Annotated in this window: 15 protein-coding genes; 8 read left to right on the top strand and 7 right to left on the bottom strand. The window is 71.5% G+C overall.

Annotated features, from left to right (window positions below):
* Nucleotides 1–89 precede the first annotated feature (89 nt).
* On the top strand, nucleotides 90–1217 hold the full coding sequence (locus ACZ4EG_RS15845) for a magnesium and cobalt transport protein CorA (RefSeq protein ID WP_453548252.1): 1128 nt from the start codon (nucleotides 90–92) through the stop codon (nucleotides 1215–1217).
* 36 nt (nucleotides 1218–1253) lie between these two features.
* Here ACZ4EG_RS15845 and ACZ4EG_RS15840 read toward each other — a convergent pair whose 3' ends face one another.
* From ACZ4EG_RS15840 to ACZ4EG_RS15830, 3 genes are all read right to left on the bottom strand, one after another.
* Nucleotides 1254–1688: a CBS domain-containing protein gene (locus ACZ4EG_RS15840; protein WP_453548249.1), complete on the bottom strand. Its 435-nt coding sequence runs from the start codon at nucleotides 1686–1688 to the stop codon at nucleotides 1254–1256.
* A gap of 97 nt (nucleotides 1689–1785) precedes the next feature.
* Nucleotides 1786–2217, bottom strand: a complete 432-nt coding sequence (locus ACZ4EG_RS15835) for a PPOX class F420-dependent oxidoreductase (RefSeq protein ID WP_467791012.1) — start codon at nucleotides 2215–2217, stop codon at nucleotides 1786–1788.
* Between the two features lie 64 nt (nucleotides 2218–2281).
* The gene (locus ACZ4EG_RS15830; RefSeq protein WP_467791011.1) at nucleotides 2282–2914 is read right to left on the bottom strand and encodes a nucleoside/nucleotide kinase family protein; all 633 of its coding nucleotides are present in this window, start codon (nucleotides 2912–2914) and stop codon (nucleotides 2282–2284) included.
* A gap of 134 nt (nucleotides 2915–3048) precedes the next feature.
* Here ACZ4EG_RS15830 and ACZ4EG_RS15825 point away from each other — a divergent pair, with 134 nt between their 5' ends.
* The 3 genes from ACZ4EG_RS15825 (at nucleotide 3049) to ACZ4EG_RS15815 (ending at nucleotide 6044) form a co-directional block, all read left to right on the top strand.
* Nucleotides 3049–3747, top strand: a complete 699-nt coding sequence (locus tag ACZ4EG_RS15825; RefSeq protein WP_467791010.1) for a DUF2293 domain-containing protein — start codon at nucleotides 3049–3051, stop codon at nucleotides 3745–3747.
* 163 nt (nucleotides 3748–3910) lie between these two features.
* Nucleotides 3911–4390 (top strand): anthrone oxygenase family protein, encoded by a 480-nt coding sequence (locus ACZ4EG_RS15820; RefSeq protein WP_453548242.1) that lies wholly within the window; start codon nucleotides 3911–3913, stop codon nucleotides 4388–4390.
* Nucleotides 4391–4556: 166 nt separating this feature from the next.
* Nucleotides 4557–6044: a glutamate synthase subunit beta gene (locus tag ACZ4EG_RS15815; protein WP_467791009.1), complete on the top strand. Its 1488-nt coding sequence runs from the start codon at nucleotides 4557–4559 to the stop codon at nucleotides 6042–6044.
* 56 nt (nucleotides 6045–6100) lie between these two features.
* Here ACZ4EG_RS15815 and ACZ4EG_RS15810 read toward each other — a convergent pair whose 3' ends face one another.
* Nucleotides 6101–6637, bottom strand: a complete 537-nt coding sequence (locus ACZ4EG_RS15810) for a carboxymuconolactone decarboxylase family protein (protein WP_453548238.1) — start codon at nucleotides 6635–6637, stop codon at nucleotides 6101–6103.
* A gap of 47 nt (nucleotides 6638–6684) precedes the next feature.
* Here ACZ4EG_RS15810 and pdxR point away from each other — a divergent pair, with 47 nt between their 5' ends.
* Complete coding sequence (gene pdxR / locus ACZ4EG_RS15805) at nucleotides 6685–8133, top strand: MocR-like pyridoxine biosynthesis transcription factor PdxR (protein WP_467791008.1); 1449 nt, start codon at nucleotides 6685–6687, stop codon at nucleotides 8131–8133.
* A 15-nt stretch (nucleotides 8134–8148) separates the two neighbouring features.
* Here pdxR and ACZ4EG_RS15800 read toward each other — a convergent pair whose 3' ends face one another.
* The 3 genes from ACZ4EG_RS15800 to ACZ4EG_RS15790 all read right to left on the bottom strand — a co-directional run bounded on the left by ACZ4EG_RS15800 (nucleotide 8149) and on the right by ACZ4EG_RS15790 (nucleotide 10204).
* On the bottom strand, nucleotides 8149–8961 hold the full coding sequence (locus ACZ4EG_RS15800) for an SAM-dependent methyltransferase (RefSeq protein WP_467791007.1): 813 nt from the start codon (nucleotides 8959–8961) through the stop codon (nucleotides 8149–8151).
* 106 nt (nucleotides 8962–9067) lie between these two features.
* Nucleotides 9068–9343, bottom strand: a complete 276-nt coding sequence (locus ACZ4EG_RS15795; protein WP_363297182.1) for a DUF397 domain-containing protein — start codon at nucleotides 9341–9343, stop codon at nucleotides 9068–9070.
* Nucleotides 9344–10204 carry a helix-turn-helix domain-containing protein gene (locus ACZ4EG_RS15790; protein ID WP_453548231.1) on the bottom strand — a complete coding sequence of 287 codons (861 nt, stop codon included), beginning with the start codon at nucleotides 10202–10204 and terminating at the stop codon, nucleotides 9344–9346. It abuts the gene before it with no gap.
* A gap of 203 nt (nucleotides 10205–10407) precedes the next feature.
* Here ACZ4EG_RS15790 and ACZ4EG_RS15785 point away from each other — a divergent pair, with 203 nt between their 5' ends.
* The 3 genes from ACZ4EG_RS15785 (at nucleotide 10408) to ACZ4EG_RS15775 (ending at nucleotide 13585) form a co-directional block, all read left to right on the top strand.
* A complete protein-coding gene (locus ACZ4EG_RS15785; protein WP_467791006.1) occupies nucleotides 10408–11058 on the top strand; it encodes an ATP-binding protein in 651 nt (216 codons plus the stop codon).
* Nucleotides 11049–11483 (top strand): hypothetical protein, encoded by a 435-nt coding sequence (locus tag ACZ4EG_RS15780; protein WP_453548227.1) that lies wholly within the window; start codon nucleotides 11049–11051, stop codon nucleotides 11481–11483. The genes ACZ4EG_RS15785 and ACZ4EG_RS15780 overlap by 10 nt, the downstream gene beginning before the upstream one ends.
* 239 nt (nucleotides 11484–11722) lie before the next feature.
* The gene (locus ACZ4EG_RS15775) at nucleotides 11723–13585 is read left to right on the top strand and encodes an ABC transporter ATP-binding protein (RefSeq protein ID WP_453548628.1); all 1863 of its coding nucleotides are present in this window, start codon (nucleotides 11723–11725) and stop codon (nucleotides 13583–13585) included.
* Nucleotides 13586–13614: the final 29 nt, after the last annotated feature.

The raw sequence follows: 13614 nt of genomic DNA, 5'->3' as shown, positions 1-13614 counted from the left end.
AGGCTTACCCGCACCTCACGCCGACCTGGCAGACTTTCCCGCCAAGGCGCGGCAGCACGGCGCGAGGAGAGCCACGCAAGGAGAGCCAGATGTCAATGGCAGGGAATCTGCGGAAGGTCCGCGACCTGGGCAGGGTCAGCGGCCTGCGCAAGGTGGCACGGCTGGCCCGGCGGCGGCCGCGGGTCGACCTGAGCCACCCCGCCCGGTCACCGCTCGGCTCGTCGGTGGTCAACTGCGTGACGTACCGGGACGGGGTCCGGGTACCGGGAGGCAGCGATCTGGTGGACACCGTGGAGAGGGTGCGCAAGTACGGTGACGGATTCGTGTGGCTGGGCCTGCACGAGCCGACGGACCTCGAGTTCGCGGGCATCGCCGAGCTGTTCGACCTGCACCCGCTGGCGGTGGAGGACGCGGTCGAGGCCCATCAGCGCCCGAAGCTGGAGCGGTACGGCGACACGCTGTTCGCGGTGTTCAAGACGGTCTGCTACGTCGAGCACGAACAGCTGACGGCGACCAGCGAGGTCGTGAACACCGGCGAGATCATGGTGTTCGTCGGCCAGGACTTCGTGATCACGGTACGGCACGGGCGGCACGGCTCACTGGGGCCGCTGCGCGAGGAGCTGGAGTCGGACCCGCAGCAGCTCGTCAAGGGGCCGGCGGCGGTCCTGCACGCGATCGCGGACCATGTGGTCGACGACTATCTGAATGTCACGGACGCGGTGCAGGCCGACATCGACCAGGTCGAGATGGACGTGTTCGCCGAGAACGGCGCGCGGGCCGACCCCGGGCGGATCTACCAGCTCAAGCGTGAACTCCTTGAACTGAAGCGGGCCGTGGTGCCGCTCGCCCGCCCCGTCGAGGATCTGGCCACCCGGCCGATACGGGTGGTCGCCCCGGAGATACAGGCCTACTTCAGGGACGTCCTCGACCATCTGATGCGGGCCAAGGAACAGATCGCGGCCTTCGACGAACTGCTCAACTCGATCCTGCAGGCGCACTTGGCGCAGGTGACGGTCGCGCAGAACGAGGACATGCGGAAGATCACGGCCTGGGCCGCGGTGATCGCCGTGCCGACGATGGTGTGCGGGGTCTACGGCATGAACTTCGAGCACATGCCTGAGCTGCACTGGCGGTTCGGCTATCCGCTGGTCATCGTCGTCATATCCGTGGCCTGCCTGGTGCTGTACCGGGGATTCCGGCGCAACGGCTGGCTCTGAGCGGCACGGGGCGGTCCCGCGGCACCGGGCGTGGGGTCAGTGGGCGCTCGGGGCGGTCCTTGCGTAGACGCTCTCGGTGAAGGCGGCGATCTGGCCCTCGTCCAGGCTCCGGGCGAGATCGGCCTCGCTGATCATGCCGACGAGACGCTTGTTGTCGATGACGGGGAGCCGGCGGATCTGGTGCTCCTTCATCTCCCGGAGCACGTCGCGCACGTCGGCGCTCGCCTCGATCCAGCGGGGCGTGCCCTGCGCCAGCTCGCCCGCGGTGACCTTGGCCGGGTCGTGTCCGAGGGCCACGCAGCCGACGACTATGTCGCGGTCGGTCAGGATGCCGCAGAGCCGTTCGTTCTGGTCACTGATGGGAAGGGCGCCGACACCCAGTTCGCGCATCAACTGGGCGGCGCGGTCCAGGGTTTCATGGGCGGGGATCCACTGGGCGCCCCGGTGCATGATGTCTCCGGCGGTGGTCATGGTGTACCTCCCGGTGCCGCTCGGGCCGGCGCGGCGCGGGACGCACCGCAGGTCCCGGCGCACTTCATTGTCGCGCGCCCGGCCCGGTGGCCGCACCTCAGACCGAGAAGGCCACGATCCTCCGCGGGACGATCCTGACGATCACGCGGACCTCGTCGTCCTTCTCGGCGGGCGGGTCGATGCCCAGGTACTTGTGCGAGAGCTCGTTCGGGAGCCGCTTGCCCTCGTCCGGGAGGATCTCGGCGGTGCCGCGGATCTCGGCCGACGCATAGGGGTTGGCCAGGTCGAAGACCGACAGGCTGATGCGCGGGTCACGGCGGAGGTTGCGCACCTTCTGGCGGTTGTCGACGGAGGAGAAGAGCACGGTGTCGCCCTCGCGTTTGATCCACACCACGGAGTTCTGCGGGGCGCCGTCGGGGCCGAGGGTGGCGACGCTGGCGAAGTTCTTGCCGTCGAGGAGGGCACGGACGGAGTCGCCGAAGGAAACGGAGTCGTCGGAGGAATCGGGATCGCTTGAGGAGATCGTCATGGCACCAGCGTAATTAAATGCATGCGCATATAAAAGGGGTTTCGGAGATCGTTGGCCCGCCGGATCAGCCGTTCCACGCCGGATGGCGGGGGTCGTCGGCCCGCACCAGGACGTCCGCCGTCGCGGCGGGATCGATCTCGTCCGCGTAGCGGTCGAAGGCGGGCAGGGTCCAGTGCTCGGCGTCGGGTGTGCGGCGGCGCAGGGCGCCCGGCGAGAGGAGGAGATGAACGCTCAGATCGAAAGGGAACCAGTGCTGCAGAAGGAGGGGGCCATGGAGCAACAGGATTCCACCGGACGGGAGTTGGACGTAGGAACTGCGGGTGGCCCGGTCGGTGGCCGGGTCCCACAGGTCGGGCAGGACACGGCCGTCCCCGCCGGGTTCGAGCGGCCCGAAGACCTCGCGCCACAGGGCGGCGGTGTCGAACCAGCCGCTGTAGTACGACTCCACGTCCCGGCGGCCGTGCTCCAGCCGGAGCGAGGCCGGGCGCAGAAAGCCCTCGGCACCCACGACGAGCGAGGGCCGACCGCGCACGCGCAGTTCCTCCGCGACACGCTCCGCGAGGTCGCCCGGGCGGGCCGCCGGCGCGCCGTCGAAGGCGACACGCGGCCACGGGCCGCCGTCGGCGGGCTTCAGGTCCAGCAGCCGCTCGGCCAGCAGCTCGCCGAGCCTGTCCCAGGTGATCGCTTCGAGTCGCACAGTCGCCATGATGCCGGGTGGCCGTGGATTCGCCGGTGGGCGGGGACCGGGAGAGCCGGTCGTGCGGCGAGAGCGGATGCGCGGCCGCACTCGATCCACGGGAATTCCCGGGCCGCGCGGGGAAGGAACCGGTTATGGCGCGCCTCGCAACTCACCCGTACCGCAGTGGACTTCTCGTCGTCCAGCCGCTCCGGCGCAAGCAGTGCGCCGCCTGCCGTCGCGGGCCGTTGTCGCTGCTCGTGCTGGAGGACGGCGCACCGCGCTGCCTCGACTGCGCCGACCTCGGGCATCTGGTGTTCCTGCCGCGCGGTGACACGGCGTTGACCCGCAGGTCGCGGGAGGAGAGCGGGCTGTCGGCGGTGGTGGTGCGGTTCAACCGGCGCAAGGGCCGCTACGAGCGGCAGGGCGTTCTCGTGGAGGAGGCGGCCCTGGCCCGGGCCGAGGAGCGGTGCCTGGCCGACTGGGAGGCGCGGCGGCGCCGCCGGGCGCGGGACGCGCGGCGCAGGGCGGCGGAGGACGCGCGGTTCGCGGAGGCGTTCGCGGCGGAGATCCTGCGGCTGTATCCCGGCTGCCCGGCCGACCGGGCCCATGCGATGGCCGGGCACGCCTCGGCGCGGGGCAGTGGCCGGGTCGGGCGGAGCGCCGCGGGACGGGCGCTGTCCGAGGGCGCGGTGATCTCGGCGGTCGTGGCGTCCGTACGGCACGTGGACACGCCGTACGACCAACTGCTGATGAGCGGGGTGGCCCGGCACGAGGCGCGGCGGCGGATCGCCGCGGGAGTGGAGACGGTACTGCGGGGGTGGCGGGGCGCAGGAGCGGAGGACGTGGGCTGAGATCCACGGACCGGGGACTTCCGCGGACCGCAGACCCCTTTCTGGACGCACGCGTATGTCACCGCGTCTCTCAGCCATGGGAACCGTTCCCGGGTGGGAATTCACTTGAGGTGATGACGGTGCCGGGCGCGGCCCGGCTCGGAGGCGGGAGTGGGCGTTGATCATGATCGACGGGCCGTTTTTCGTACTGATCCTGTTGGGCGTTCTCGGGACCGGGCTGGTCGCCGGAGTCTTCTGCGGGTTCTCGACATTCGTGATGAGGGGGCTGGCCTCGCTGCCACCCGCGCAGGGCGTCGCCGCGATGAACGCGATCAACGTGGCCGCCGTGACACCCGCTTTCATGCTCGTGTTCGCCGGGTCGGCGGTGCTGTGCGCGATGATCGCGGTGGTGACGTTCGTGCTGTGGCCGGACGAGGGGAAGGTGGAGCTGCTGCTGGGCAGCGCGCTGTATCTGTTCGGCTCGTTCGGGCTGACCGTGATGGCGAACGTGCCCCGCAACGACGCCCTGCTCAAGCTGGACCCCGGCACCCCGGAGGCCACCGCCTACTGGCCGACGTATGTGCGCGAGTGGACCGCGTGGAACCACGTGCGGACAGCGGCCTCGGCCGCCGCCGCGGTGGTGTATGTGCTGGCACTCACCTGAGGACGACCTCGGAGACGGCCCGCCCCCGTCTGGCCCACGCCTGAGAAAGGCCCCGCAGAAAGCGCTGTCCACCACTCTGCACATATGGCCGGGGGGACGTATCGTGGCCGAAAGAGTGCGCCCGATGCCGCACGGCCCGTCGTATGTGCACGCAAGGAAGACGACCATGGCCGATCCCAAGGGTTTCATGACCACACCGCGCCAGGAGTGGCCGCGCAGGCCCGTCGAGGAGCGGGTCAGGGACTGGGACGAGGTCTACGTCCCGGGGGCGCTGCTGCCCATCATCAGCAAGCAGGCCGACCGCTGCATGGACTGCGGTGTCCCGTTCTGCCACAGCGCCTGCCCGCTGGGCAATCTGATCCCCGAGTGGAACGACCTGGTGTCGCGGGAGGACTGGCGGGCGGCCAGTGACCGGCTGCACGCCACGAACAACTTCCCCGAGTTCACGGGGCGGTTGTGTCCGGCGCCGTGCGAGGCGGGATGCGTGCTCGCGATCAACCAGCCGGCCGTCACCATCAAGAACGTCGAGTGCGCGATCGGCGACCGGGCGTGGGAGCAGGGGTTCGTGCCGCCCAGGCCGCCGGACCGGCTGTCCGGGCGGACGGTCGCGGTGATCGGATCGGGGCCCACGGGACTGGCCGCGGCCCAGCAGTTGACCCGGGCCGGACACACCGTCGCCGTGTACGAGAGGGACGACCGGCTCGGCGGGCTGATGCGTTACGGCATCCCCGAGTTCAAGATGGAGAAGCGGCATCTGGAGCGGCGGCTGGAGCAGATGCGCGCCGAGGGCACCAAGTTCCGTACGTCGACGGCGATCGGGCGGGACATCGGCGCGGCCGAGTTGAGGTCGCGCTACGACGCCGTCGTCATCGCCACGGGGGCCACCGCCAGGCGCGAGCTGGCCGTGCCGGGGCGCGAACTCAACGGGATACACCAGGCGATGGAGTATCTGCCGCTGTCCAACCGGGTGTGCGAGGGGGACCTGGAGGCCTCGCCGATGTCCGCCGCCGGCAAGCACGTCGTCATCGTGGGCGGCGGCGACACCGGGGCGGACTGTCTGGGGACCGCGGTGCGGGAGGGCGCCGCGTCCGTGACCCAGCTGGACATCTACGCCCAGCCGGGTGCCGAGCGGGACGAGGACGTCGAGCCCTGGCCGACGTACCCGAAGATCTACCGGCTGTCGGCCGCGCACGAGGAGGCGCGCGATCTGGGGACGGCGCCCGCCGCGGACGCCGACGCTCGACTGTTCGCGGCGTCGACGCTCCACTTCACCGGGGACGGGACGGGGCATGTGCGGTCGCTGCACCTGGTCGAGGTGGATGCCACGCGGCAGCCCGTGCCGGGCACCGGGCGGACGCTCCCCGTCGACCTCGTACTGCTCGCCCTCGGCTTCTCCGGGCCCGACCGGGAGGACGGGCTCATCGACCAGCTGGGGCTGGAGTTGGAGCCCCGCGGCACGCTCGCCCGGGACGCCGGCTTCGCGACCAACGTCCCCGGCGTGTTCGCCGCCGGGGACGCCGCGCGCGGGCAGTCGCTGATCGTGTGGGCGATCGCGGAGGGGCGGGCGGTGGCGGCCGCGGTCGACCACTATCTGACGGGCAGCTCTCGGCTGCCGACGCCGATATCGCCGTACGACCGTCCCATGCACGTGTAGCCCGGCCACGCACCCGTCGCCCAACCCCCGTGCTCGCGCCCCTGCTTGCGCGTCGGCTAGCGGCGCTCGTCCGTCCCCGCAACCTTCGCCGTCGACAGGGCCACCCTGTTCCAGGTATTGATGGTGAGGATCAGGGCGATGACCTGGGCCAGTTCCTCCTCGGTGAAGCGGGCGGCGGCCTCGGCGTAGACGTCGTCCGGGACGCCGGCGTCGGCCACCAGGGTGACCGCCTCGGTCAGGGCGAGCGCGGCCTGCTCCTTCTCGGTGAAGAAGTGCCGGGCCTCGCGCCACACGGCGACCATGTGCAGCCGGTCCTCGCTCTCGCCGGCCTTGCGGGCGTCGTTGGTGTGCATGTGCAGGCAGTACGCGCAGTGGTTGAGGTGCGAGGCGCGGATCTGGATCAGCTCGACGAGGGCCGGGTCGAGGCCTGCGCGGGCGGCGGCGTCGAAACCGACGAGGGCGCGGAAGACCTTCGGTGCGGCCTTGGCGAAGTCGAGGCGGGACCGCTCGTCAACGGCGGTGGCGATGGCGGAGGCGGCGCGAGAGGCGGCGTGGGAGGAGACGTCGGTCGGGTCCGTCGTGTTCGTCGTCATGTCCTTCAACCTACGGTCCGGAAAGACCCTCTGTAGGGTGCATTTTCATGACGGAATCGTGGGTCAATTCGGCGGAGCGGATCGGTGCTGACCTGCATCTGGAGCTGTCCGGGCCGGGCGGGCGGCGGGCCGCGTTGATCCGCGCGCTGCGCGAGGCCGTGCGCAGCGGGCGGCTGGCCGCCGGCACCCGCCTGCCGCCGTACCGCTCGCTCGCGGCCGACCTCGGCGTGGCCCGCAACACGGTCGCCGACGCGTATGCGGAGCTCGTCGCGGAGGGCTGGCTGACCGCACGACAGGGTTCCGGCACCCGGGTCGCCGAGCGGGCCGAGCCGCTGCGACACGCCGTACGCGTGCCCAGAAAGGCACCTCCACAGCCACCTCCACGCGCGCGTGGGCCGCGGCACGACTTCAGACAGGGCACTCCGGACGCGTCGGCGTTCCCGCGGACGGCCTGGGCGGCGTCGTACCGGCGGGCGCTCCAGGCGGCACCCACCGAGGCGTTCGGGCCCGGCGACCCCACCGGGCGGCTCGAACTGCGGGAGGCCCTCACGGAGTATCTGGCACGCGCGCGTGGCGTGCGCACCGAGCCCGGCAGGATCGTGATCTGCTCCGGCTTCGCGCATGCGCTGCGGCTGCTGTTCGGACAGCGCGGGCAGGGCGACCCGGGCGGCGGAGTGCTGCGCGGCCCGCTGGCCGTGGAGGCGTACGGGCTGGGGTTCCACCGCGACCTGCTGACGGCGGCCGGTGTGCGGACGGTGCCGCTTCCGCTGGACGAGCACGGCGCACGGGTGGACCGGCTGGGGCGTGAGCGGGCCGTGCTGCTCACGCCCGCGCACCAGTTCCCCACCGGCGGCCCGCTGCACGCCGAGCGCCGGGCCGCGGTGATCGACTGGGCACGCGCGCGTGGCACGGTGGTGCTGGAGGACGACTACGACGGGGAGTTCCGCTACGACCGCAAGCCGGTCGGGGCGGTCCAGGGCCTCGACCCCGACCGGGTGATCCACATCGGCTCGGTCAGCAAGAGCCTGTCGCCCGCGTTGCGGCTGGGGTGGATGGTCCTGCCGGAGCGGTACGTCGACGCCGTGCTGGCGGCCAAGGGCGAGCGCGAGGCGTGGGCGAGCGTCCTGGACCAGCTGGCCCTCGCGGACTTCGTGGTCTCCGGGTCGTACGACCGTCATGTGCGACGCATGCGGCAGCGCTACCGACGCCGCCGTGACCGGCTGGTCGAGGCGCTCGCCGAACGGGCACCCCACGTCGAGGTCACCGGCGTGGCGGCCGGGCTGCACGCGGTGCTCCGGCTGCCGCCCGGCACCGAGCGGTCCGCCGTCAAGGCTGCCGCCTGGCACGGCATCGCCCTCGACGGGCTGGCCGGGTTCCGGCACCCGGCGGCCGAGGAGCGTGCGGCCGACGGTCTGGTGGTCGGGTACGCGACGCCCTCGGAACACGCCTACGGAGCGGCGCTGGAGGCACTGTGCGCCGTACTGCCGCCCGGATGACGATCCGGGACCGGACTACCCCTTCCGCCCCACCGCCCCGTACCCCGGAATCACCCCGTCGTCCTGTCCGGGCACCGGTTCGCCCAGCTCGGGGTGCCACTTGTGCACGATCTCGACGCCGGGGTCCACCAGTTCCAGCCCGTCGAAGAAGCGGGTGAACTCCTCGCGGGAGCGCAGTGCCAGGGTCACGCCCGCCGCCTTGAGCTTGGCGGTGGCCACCGCCGACTCCTCAGGGGTGAAGTCGGCGGTGGCGTGGGTCATCACCAGGTGGCTGCCCGGGGCCAGTTCGGACAGCAGCCGCCGGACCAGCTCATGGGCGCCGTCCTCGTCCGGGACGAAGTGGAGGAGGGCGACGAGCGAGAGCGCGACCGGCCGGCCGAAGTCCAGGGTCTGTTTGGCACCCTCGACGATGGCGGCCGGATCGCGCACGTCGGCCTGCAGATACTCGGTCGCGCCCTCGGGTGTGCTGCGCAGCAGGGCAGCCGCGTGGGCCAGCACGACCGGGTCGTTGTCGCAGTAGACGACGCGGGCGTCGGGCGCGACCGACTGGGCGATCTGGTGCAGGTTGGGCTCGGTCGGTATGCCGGTGCCGATGTCCAGGAACTGGCGCACCCCGTTCCGGGCCAGCCAGCGCGTGGCGCGGTGCATGAACGCGCGGTTGACCCGGGCCATCACCGGCACCCGGGGTTCGAGGGCCAGCATCTGCCGGCCCATCTCCTCGTCGACGGGGTAGTTGTCCTTGCCGCCGAGGTACCAGTCGTACATGCGCGCGGGGTGCGGCCTGCTGGTGTCGATCCGGCCGGCGGTCGTGGGGTCCTGCCCGGTCATGCGGCACTCCGTAAGGGTCCGACGCGGTTGGTGATCAAGTCAGTACCAAGATTCAAGTCAGTACCAAGATAGGGAAGTTGAGCAACAATCAAGAACAACGGGCTGGTCATGACAGCAGGAAGTCCGCCTCCCCCGCCTTCGCGCCCTCGATGAAGGCGGTCATCTCGTCCGAGGTGTAGATCAGTGCCGGTCCGTCCGGGTCGGTCGACTGACGGACGGCGATCCGGCCGTCGGCCAGCTTCATCGCCTCCAGGCAGTTGCCTCCGTTTCCGCCGCTCCACGGCTTGTGCCAGCCCTCGCTGCCCAACTCCCGTGCGGGCATGCCGTTGTAGATCCGCTCGTCGCGGTTGCGTGGCCCGGTCTGGGACTTGATGCGATCCATTCACAACTCCTTGCGGAGATCCCGGAGGATCTCCTTCGTGCGATGTGCCGTAGCGGCCTGCGCCGCCATGCGGTCCATGACCTCCAGGTGGGTCGCCACCTCGGAGCGCGCGTCCAGGTAGACGGCGCCGGTCAGGTACTCGCTGTAGACCATGTCCGGCAGTTCTGACATGGCAAATCGGAACAGCACGAAGGGCCCGTACGTGCCCGGATGCGGCCCGTTGGCGAACGGGGCGATCTGGAGCGTCACGTTGGGCAGCTTCGTAGCGTCGAGCAGCTTGTCGATCTGTGCGCGCATCACCTCCGGGCCGCCGACCGGGCGGCGCAGGGCGGTCTCGTCCATCACCGCCCAGAAGCGCGGGGCTTCGGGACGGGTGAGCAGTTCCTGGCGCTGCATGCGCAGCGCGACATGGCGCTCGATGTCCTCGGGGCTGGTCTGGCCGATGGCTCCCGACTTCAGCACCCCGCGCGCGTAGTCCTCGGTCTGCAGCAGCCCGGGCACGAAGTGCGGCTCGTAGGAGCGGATGAGGCCGGCGGCGCCCTCCAGGCTGACGTACATGGAGAACCAGCCCGGCAGGATGTCGTGGAACCGCTGCCACCAGCCCGGCCTGTTCGCCTCCTCGGCCAACTGGACGAAGAGGTCGGCCTCTTCGTCGGGGACGCCGTAGGCCTTCAGGAGCAGCTGCAGGTACGGGATTTTGAGGGCGACCTCGGCCATCTCCATACGGCGGACGGTGGCGGGGGCGACACGGAGGATGCGGGCGGCCTCCTCGCGCTTGAGCCCGGCCCGTTCCCGCAGGTCCAGCAGGCGCCGCCCCAGGACGACCTGCCCCACCGTCGGCGCGGACCGCGGTTCGCTCACGCTCCCACCTCCACGAACGAATGCTGACAGCCCTGCGGCGCCATTCGAAGACTCATTCGAAAGATCCGACGGATCCCCGATTGATCCCAACTGGCGCCGCCCGAGGTGCTGTTGCGAGCAGTGTGCCACGGCCCTTCACCGCGTCATACAGCACTCTGCATTTTTCATAGTGACACTTGCCAAGTGTTCACGGCGGGGAGATAGTGGCAAGCGTGATTCCGTCCGCGCCTTTAGGAACAGACGCCGCCGCAGACCGTTCCGGCCTCGGCGCCGACGTGGGAGTCGCCCCAGGTGGGGCCGCTGTCGCGCGCAGGTTCCGGTTCGAGCTGGCCGCACATCCGGGTTCTCCCGCGCAGGCGAGACGCGTCACGCGCGCCCGGCTGACCGGCTGGTCGGTCTGCGCGGACACCTGCGACACGGCGGCCCTGGTCATATCCGAGCTGGTCACCAACGCGATCGTGCACACCGCGAGCAGTCGCGTGGTGTGCGAACTGCACGACCACGACGACACGGTGCGCATAGCCGTGCGCGACGAGGGTTGCGCCCCGGGTGAGCCCCACCCGTCGCCGCAGCGGCCCGAGGAGGAGCACGGGAGGGGATTGTTCCTCGTCGACGCCGTGTGCCAGGCCTGGGGAGCCCAGGAGTACGGTCCCGGGCTGCTGGTCTGGGCCGAAGTGCCGCGCCAGACCGACGCCGCCCATGACGTGGCCGAGCCGCGCAACGACCTGGGCTGGGGCGCACCACGTCCCAGACCTGGCCAGTCCAACGGCTCGGACGAGGAGGAGGCCCGCACGCGGCACCGCGTGGGGTCCCAGGCCGAGGCCCGGCGCCGTACGCTGCCGGAGTGGCCGTGAGCGGCGCCCCCGGGTCCGGACAGGTGTTCGGCCTGGACACCTTGGTCCGGCTGAGGCGCGAGCAGGCCACTTCGGGCGCGACCGGACGCCTGCCGCTGCCCGCGGGCATGACGGCGCCACTCGGCTGCGACGCGGTGGCCATACCGAGCCGCTTCGGGCCCCTGATCGTGCCCCGGTTGCCCCGCGTGGGATGCGTGTACGCCGACGAGGCGCACTGGTGGTGGATCGTCCCGTCCGACTCGGACTACGCCCTGCCCTGGCCCGCCCCCGCCCACTACGCCCCCGGCGCCCCGATCCCCGAGGCCGCCCGCCTTCTCAACCGGCCGGACGGCACGGTTCCGTACACCCCGCCGATCCCGCTGTATCTGACGCTGTGCCGGGTGACCGGGACGACCCCGGACTGGTCACGCCCGATCAGCGCATGAGCGGTGCGCCTGCCCGGCCGGCACGGCCGGGCATGTACGACCGACGACTCCCGGCAGGGCGCACGCCAGCGCGCTCCCGTCGCCGCGCCACGCGCTCTGCCCCCGAAAGGCCCGCCCCGCGATAGTGGCCGTCCGTCCACGTCCGGGGGAGGTCAACAGTGGGTAGGAGGCACGGCGGGCTCAAACCCGAGGTGTCCGAGTCGGAGCAACTGCTGTTCGGCGGGCCGTTGCGGTACGACATGGGATGGAACCAGCACCGGGACGCCTTCCTGGAGCTGGACTTCCGGGCCATGGTGACGCGGTTGCCCGGCATGCTGGCGTCGAGTTTCCGGCTGGCCCGGCAGGCCGACGCCCGGGCCGCGCGGACCGTGCTCGCCGCCGAGGCGGGCCGGGGCGTGGCTCAGGCGGTGAGCCTGCTGGCGGTGAACAGCGTGCTGGGGCGGCTGATCGGCGCCGGCCCGATCGAGGAGCGGCTGCGCGGCGCCGCGCCCGCGCTGGTGGCCATGGCCGCGGTGATGCTCGTGAGCGCCCTGCTGCGGGCCGCGTCCACGTACGCCACCGGCCGCCTGGAGCCCAAGGTGGAGCGGGTGGCGACCGAGCTGTATCTGGAGCGTGCGGCGGCCGTGGAGCTGTCCGCGATCGAGGACCACGCCTTCCACAAGCTGCTGGACACCGCGCAGTACGGCGCCGGGTCCGCCCGCCGCATGATCATGTATGGCACGCGTGTCGTGAACGCGGTGATCTCGCTCGCGGCCGCGGCGGGCGTACTGACCGTGCTGCACCCGGCCCTGCTGCCGCTGCTGGTGACCATGACCCTGCCGAGCGCCTGGGGTGCCCTGACCAACGCCCGGCGCCGCTACGAGTCCTTCCACACCTGGGTGCAGCACGCCCGCGCCGGGCATCTGATCAGCGCCCTGCTCACCGAGCCGGAGGCCGCCCCGGAGATCCGTGTGCACGGCGTCGGCCCGTTCCTGCTGCGGCACTTCCGCGCGATGTCGGAGACGGCGGAGGCGGAGCAGGCCCGGCTGGCCCGGCTCGCGGCGCGCACGGGTCTGATCGCGGCGGCCTGGACGGGCCTGGCGACCACCGCGACGTACGCGACCCTGGGCGCGCTGCTGTTGTCCGGGGCGATGGCGCTGTCCGTGGCCGGTACGGCGGTCATCGCCATCCGCACCGGCTCCGCGAGCCTCGACACGCTCGTCCTGGAGATCAACCAACTGCACGAGGAGGCCCTGTTCGTGGGCGATCTGCAGCGGCTCTATGTCGAGGCGGCCGAGCGGGCGATCCCGGTGGGCGGGGAGGCGCTGCCCGAGGATCCGAGGGAGATCCGGTTCGAGAACGTCACCTTCGCCTATCCGGGTGAGGCCGCCCGGCCCGCCCTCGACGACGTCTCGCTCACCCTCCCGCTGGGCCGCATCGTGGCGCTGGTCGGCGAGAACGGCTCGGGCAAGACCACCCTGGTCAAACTGCTGGCGGGCCTGTACACGCCGGACCGGGGCCGGATCATGTGGGACGGCGTCGACGCGGCGACCGCCGACCGGCACGAACTGGCCGAGCGCATCGCCATGGTCGCCCAGGACTTCAAGCGCTGGCCCTTCACCGCGAAGGTCAATGTCGCCGTCGGCCGTTCCGCGGCGCCCCTCACCGAGGAGCGCCTGGCCTCGTCGGTCGCCGAGGCGGGCGCCCAGGACGTCGTCGCGGATCTGCCGCGCGGTCTGGACACCCTGCTGGCGCGGAACTTCAGCGGCGGGCACGAGCTGTCCGGCGGCCAATGGCAGCGCCTCGGCATCGCCCGCGCCGCGTACCGGCGCGGGCGCATCCTGATCGTGGACGAGCCGACAGCGGCCCTGGACGCCAGGGCCGAACTGGAGGTCTTCGAGAAGATCCGGGCACTGGCGGGCAGCGGCCAGACGGTCGTGCTGATCACCCATCGGCTGGCGTCGGTACGCCACGCCGACCTGGTGCATGTCCTCGAACAGGGCCACCTGGTGGAGTCCGGAACCCCCGACGAACTCCTCGCCAGCGGCGGTGTCTACGCGGAGCTGTACGGACTCCAGGCCGAACAGTTCACGGCGAAACTCCCCGCGCCGAAGGCGGGTTGACCGGCACGGGTCACCGGTGCGCAGTCCGG

It is taken from the genome of Streptomyces sp. NPDC025638 (assembly GCF_055558775.1).
Note: the sequence above shows the minus strand (reverse complement) of the source record. Positions and strands in the feature narration are given on the sequence as shown.

Excerpts from the sequence above, each read along its gene's own strand:
- ACZ4EG_RS15775 (WP_453548628.1), top strand. The coding sequence starts at position 11,723 with ATGGGATGGAACCAGCACCGGGACGCCTTCCTGGAGCTGGACTTCCGG.
- ACZ4EG_RS15840 (WP_453548249.1), bottom strand. The coding sequence starts at position 1,688 with ATGACCACCGCCGGAGACATCATGCACCGGGGCGCCCAGTGGATCCCC.
- pdxR (WP_467791008.1), top strand. The coding sequence starts at position 6,685 with ATGACGGAATCGTGGGTCAATTCGGCGGAGCGGATCGGTGCTGACCTG.
- ACZ4EG_RS15795 (WP_363297182.1), bottom strand. The coding sequence starts at position 9,343 with ATGGATCGCATCAAGTCCCAGACCGGGCCACGCAACCGCGACGAGCGG.
- ACZ4EG_RS15845 (WP_453548252.1), top strand. The coding sequence starts at position 90 with ATGTCAATGGCAGGGAATCTGCGGAAGGTCCGCGACCTGGGCAGGGTC.
- ACZ4EG_RS15825 (WP_467791010.1), top strand. The coding sequence starts at position 3,049 with ATGGCGCGCCTCGCAACTCACCCGTACCGCAGTGGACTTCTCGTCGTC.
- ACZ4EG_RS15835 (WP_467791012.1), bottom strand. The coding sequence starts at position 2,217 with ATGACGATCTCCTCAAGCGATCCCGATTCCTCCGACGACTCCGTTTCC.
- ACZ4EG_RS15820 (WP_453548242.1), top strand. The coding sequence starts at position 3,911 with ATGATCGACGGGCCGTTTTTCGTACTGATCCTGTTGGGCGTTCTCGGG.
- ACZ4EG_RS15815 (WP_467791009.1), top strand. The coding sequence starts at position 4,557 with ATGGCCGATCCCAAGGGTTTCATGACCACACCGCGCCAGGAGTGGCCG.
- ACZ4EG_RS15800 (WP_467791007.1), bottom strand. The coding sequence starts at position 8,961 with ATGACCGGGCAGGACCCCACGACCGCCGGCCGGATCGACACCAGCAGG.
- ACZ4EG_RS15810 (WP_453548238.1), bottom strand. The coding sequence starts at position 6,637 with ATGACGACGAACACGACGGACCCGACCGACGTCTCCTCCCACGCCGCC.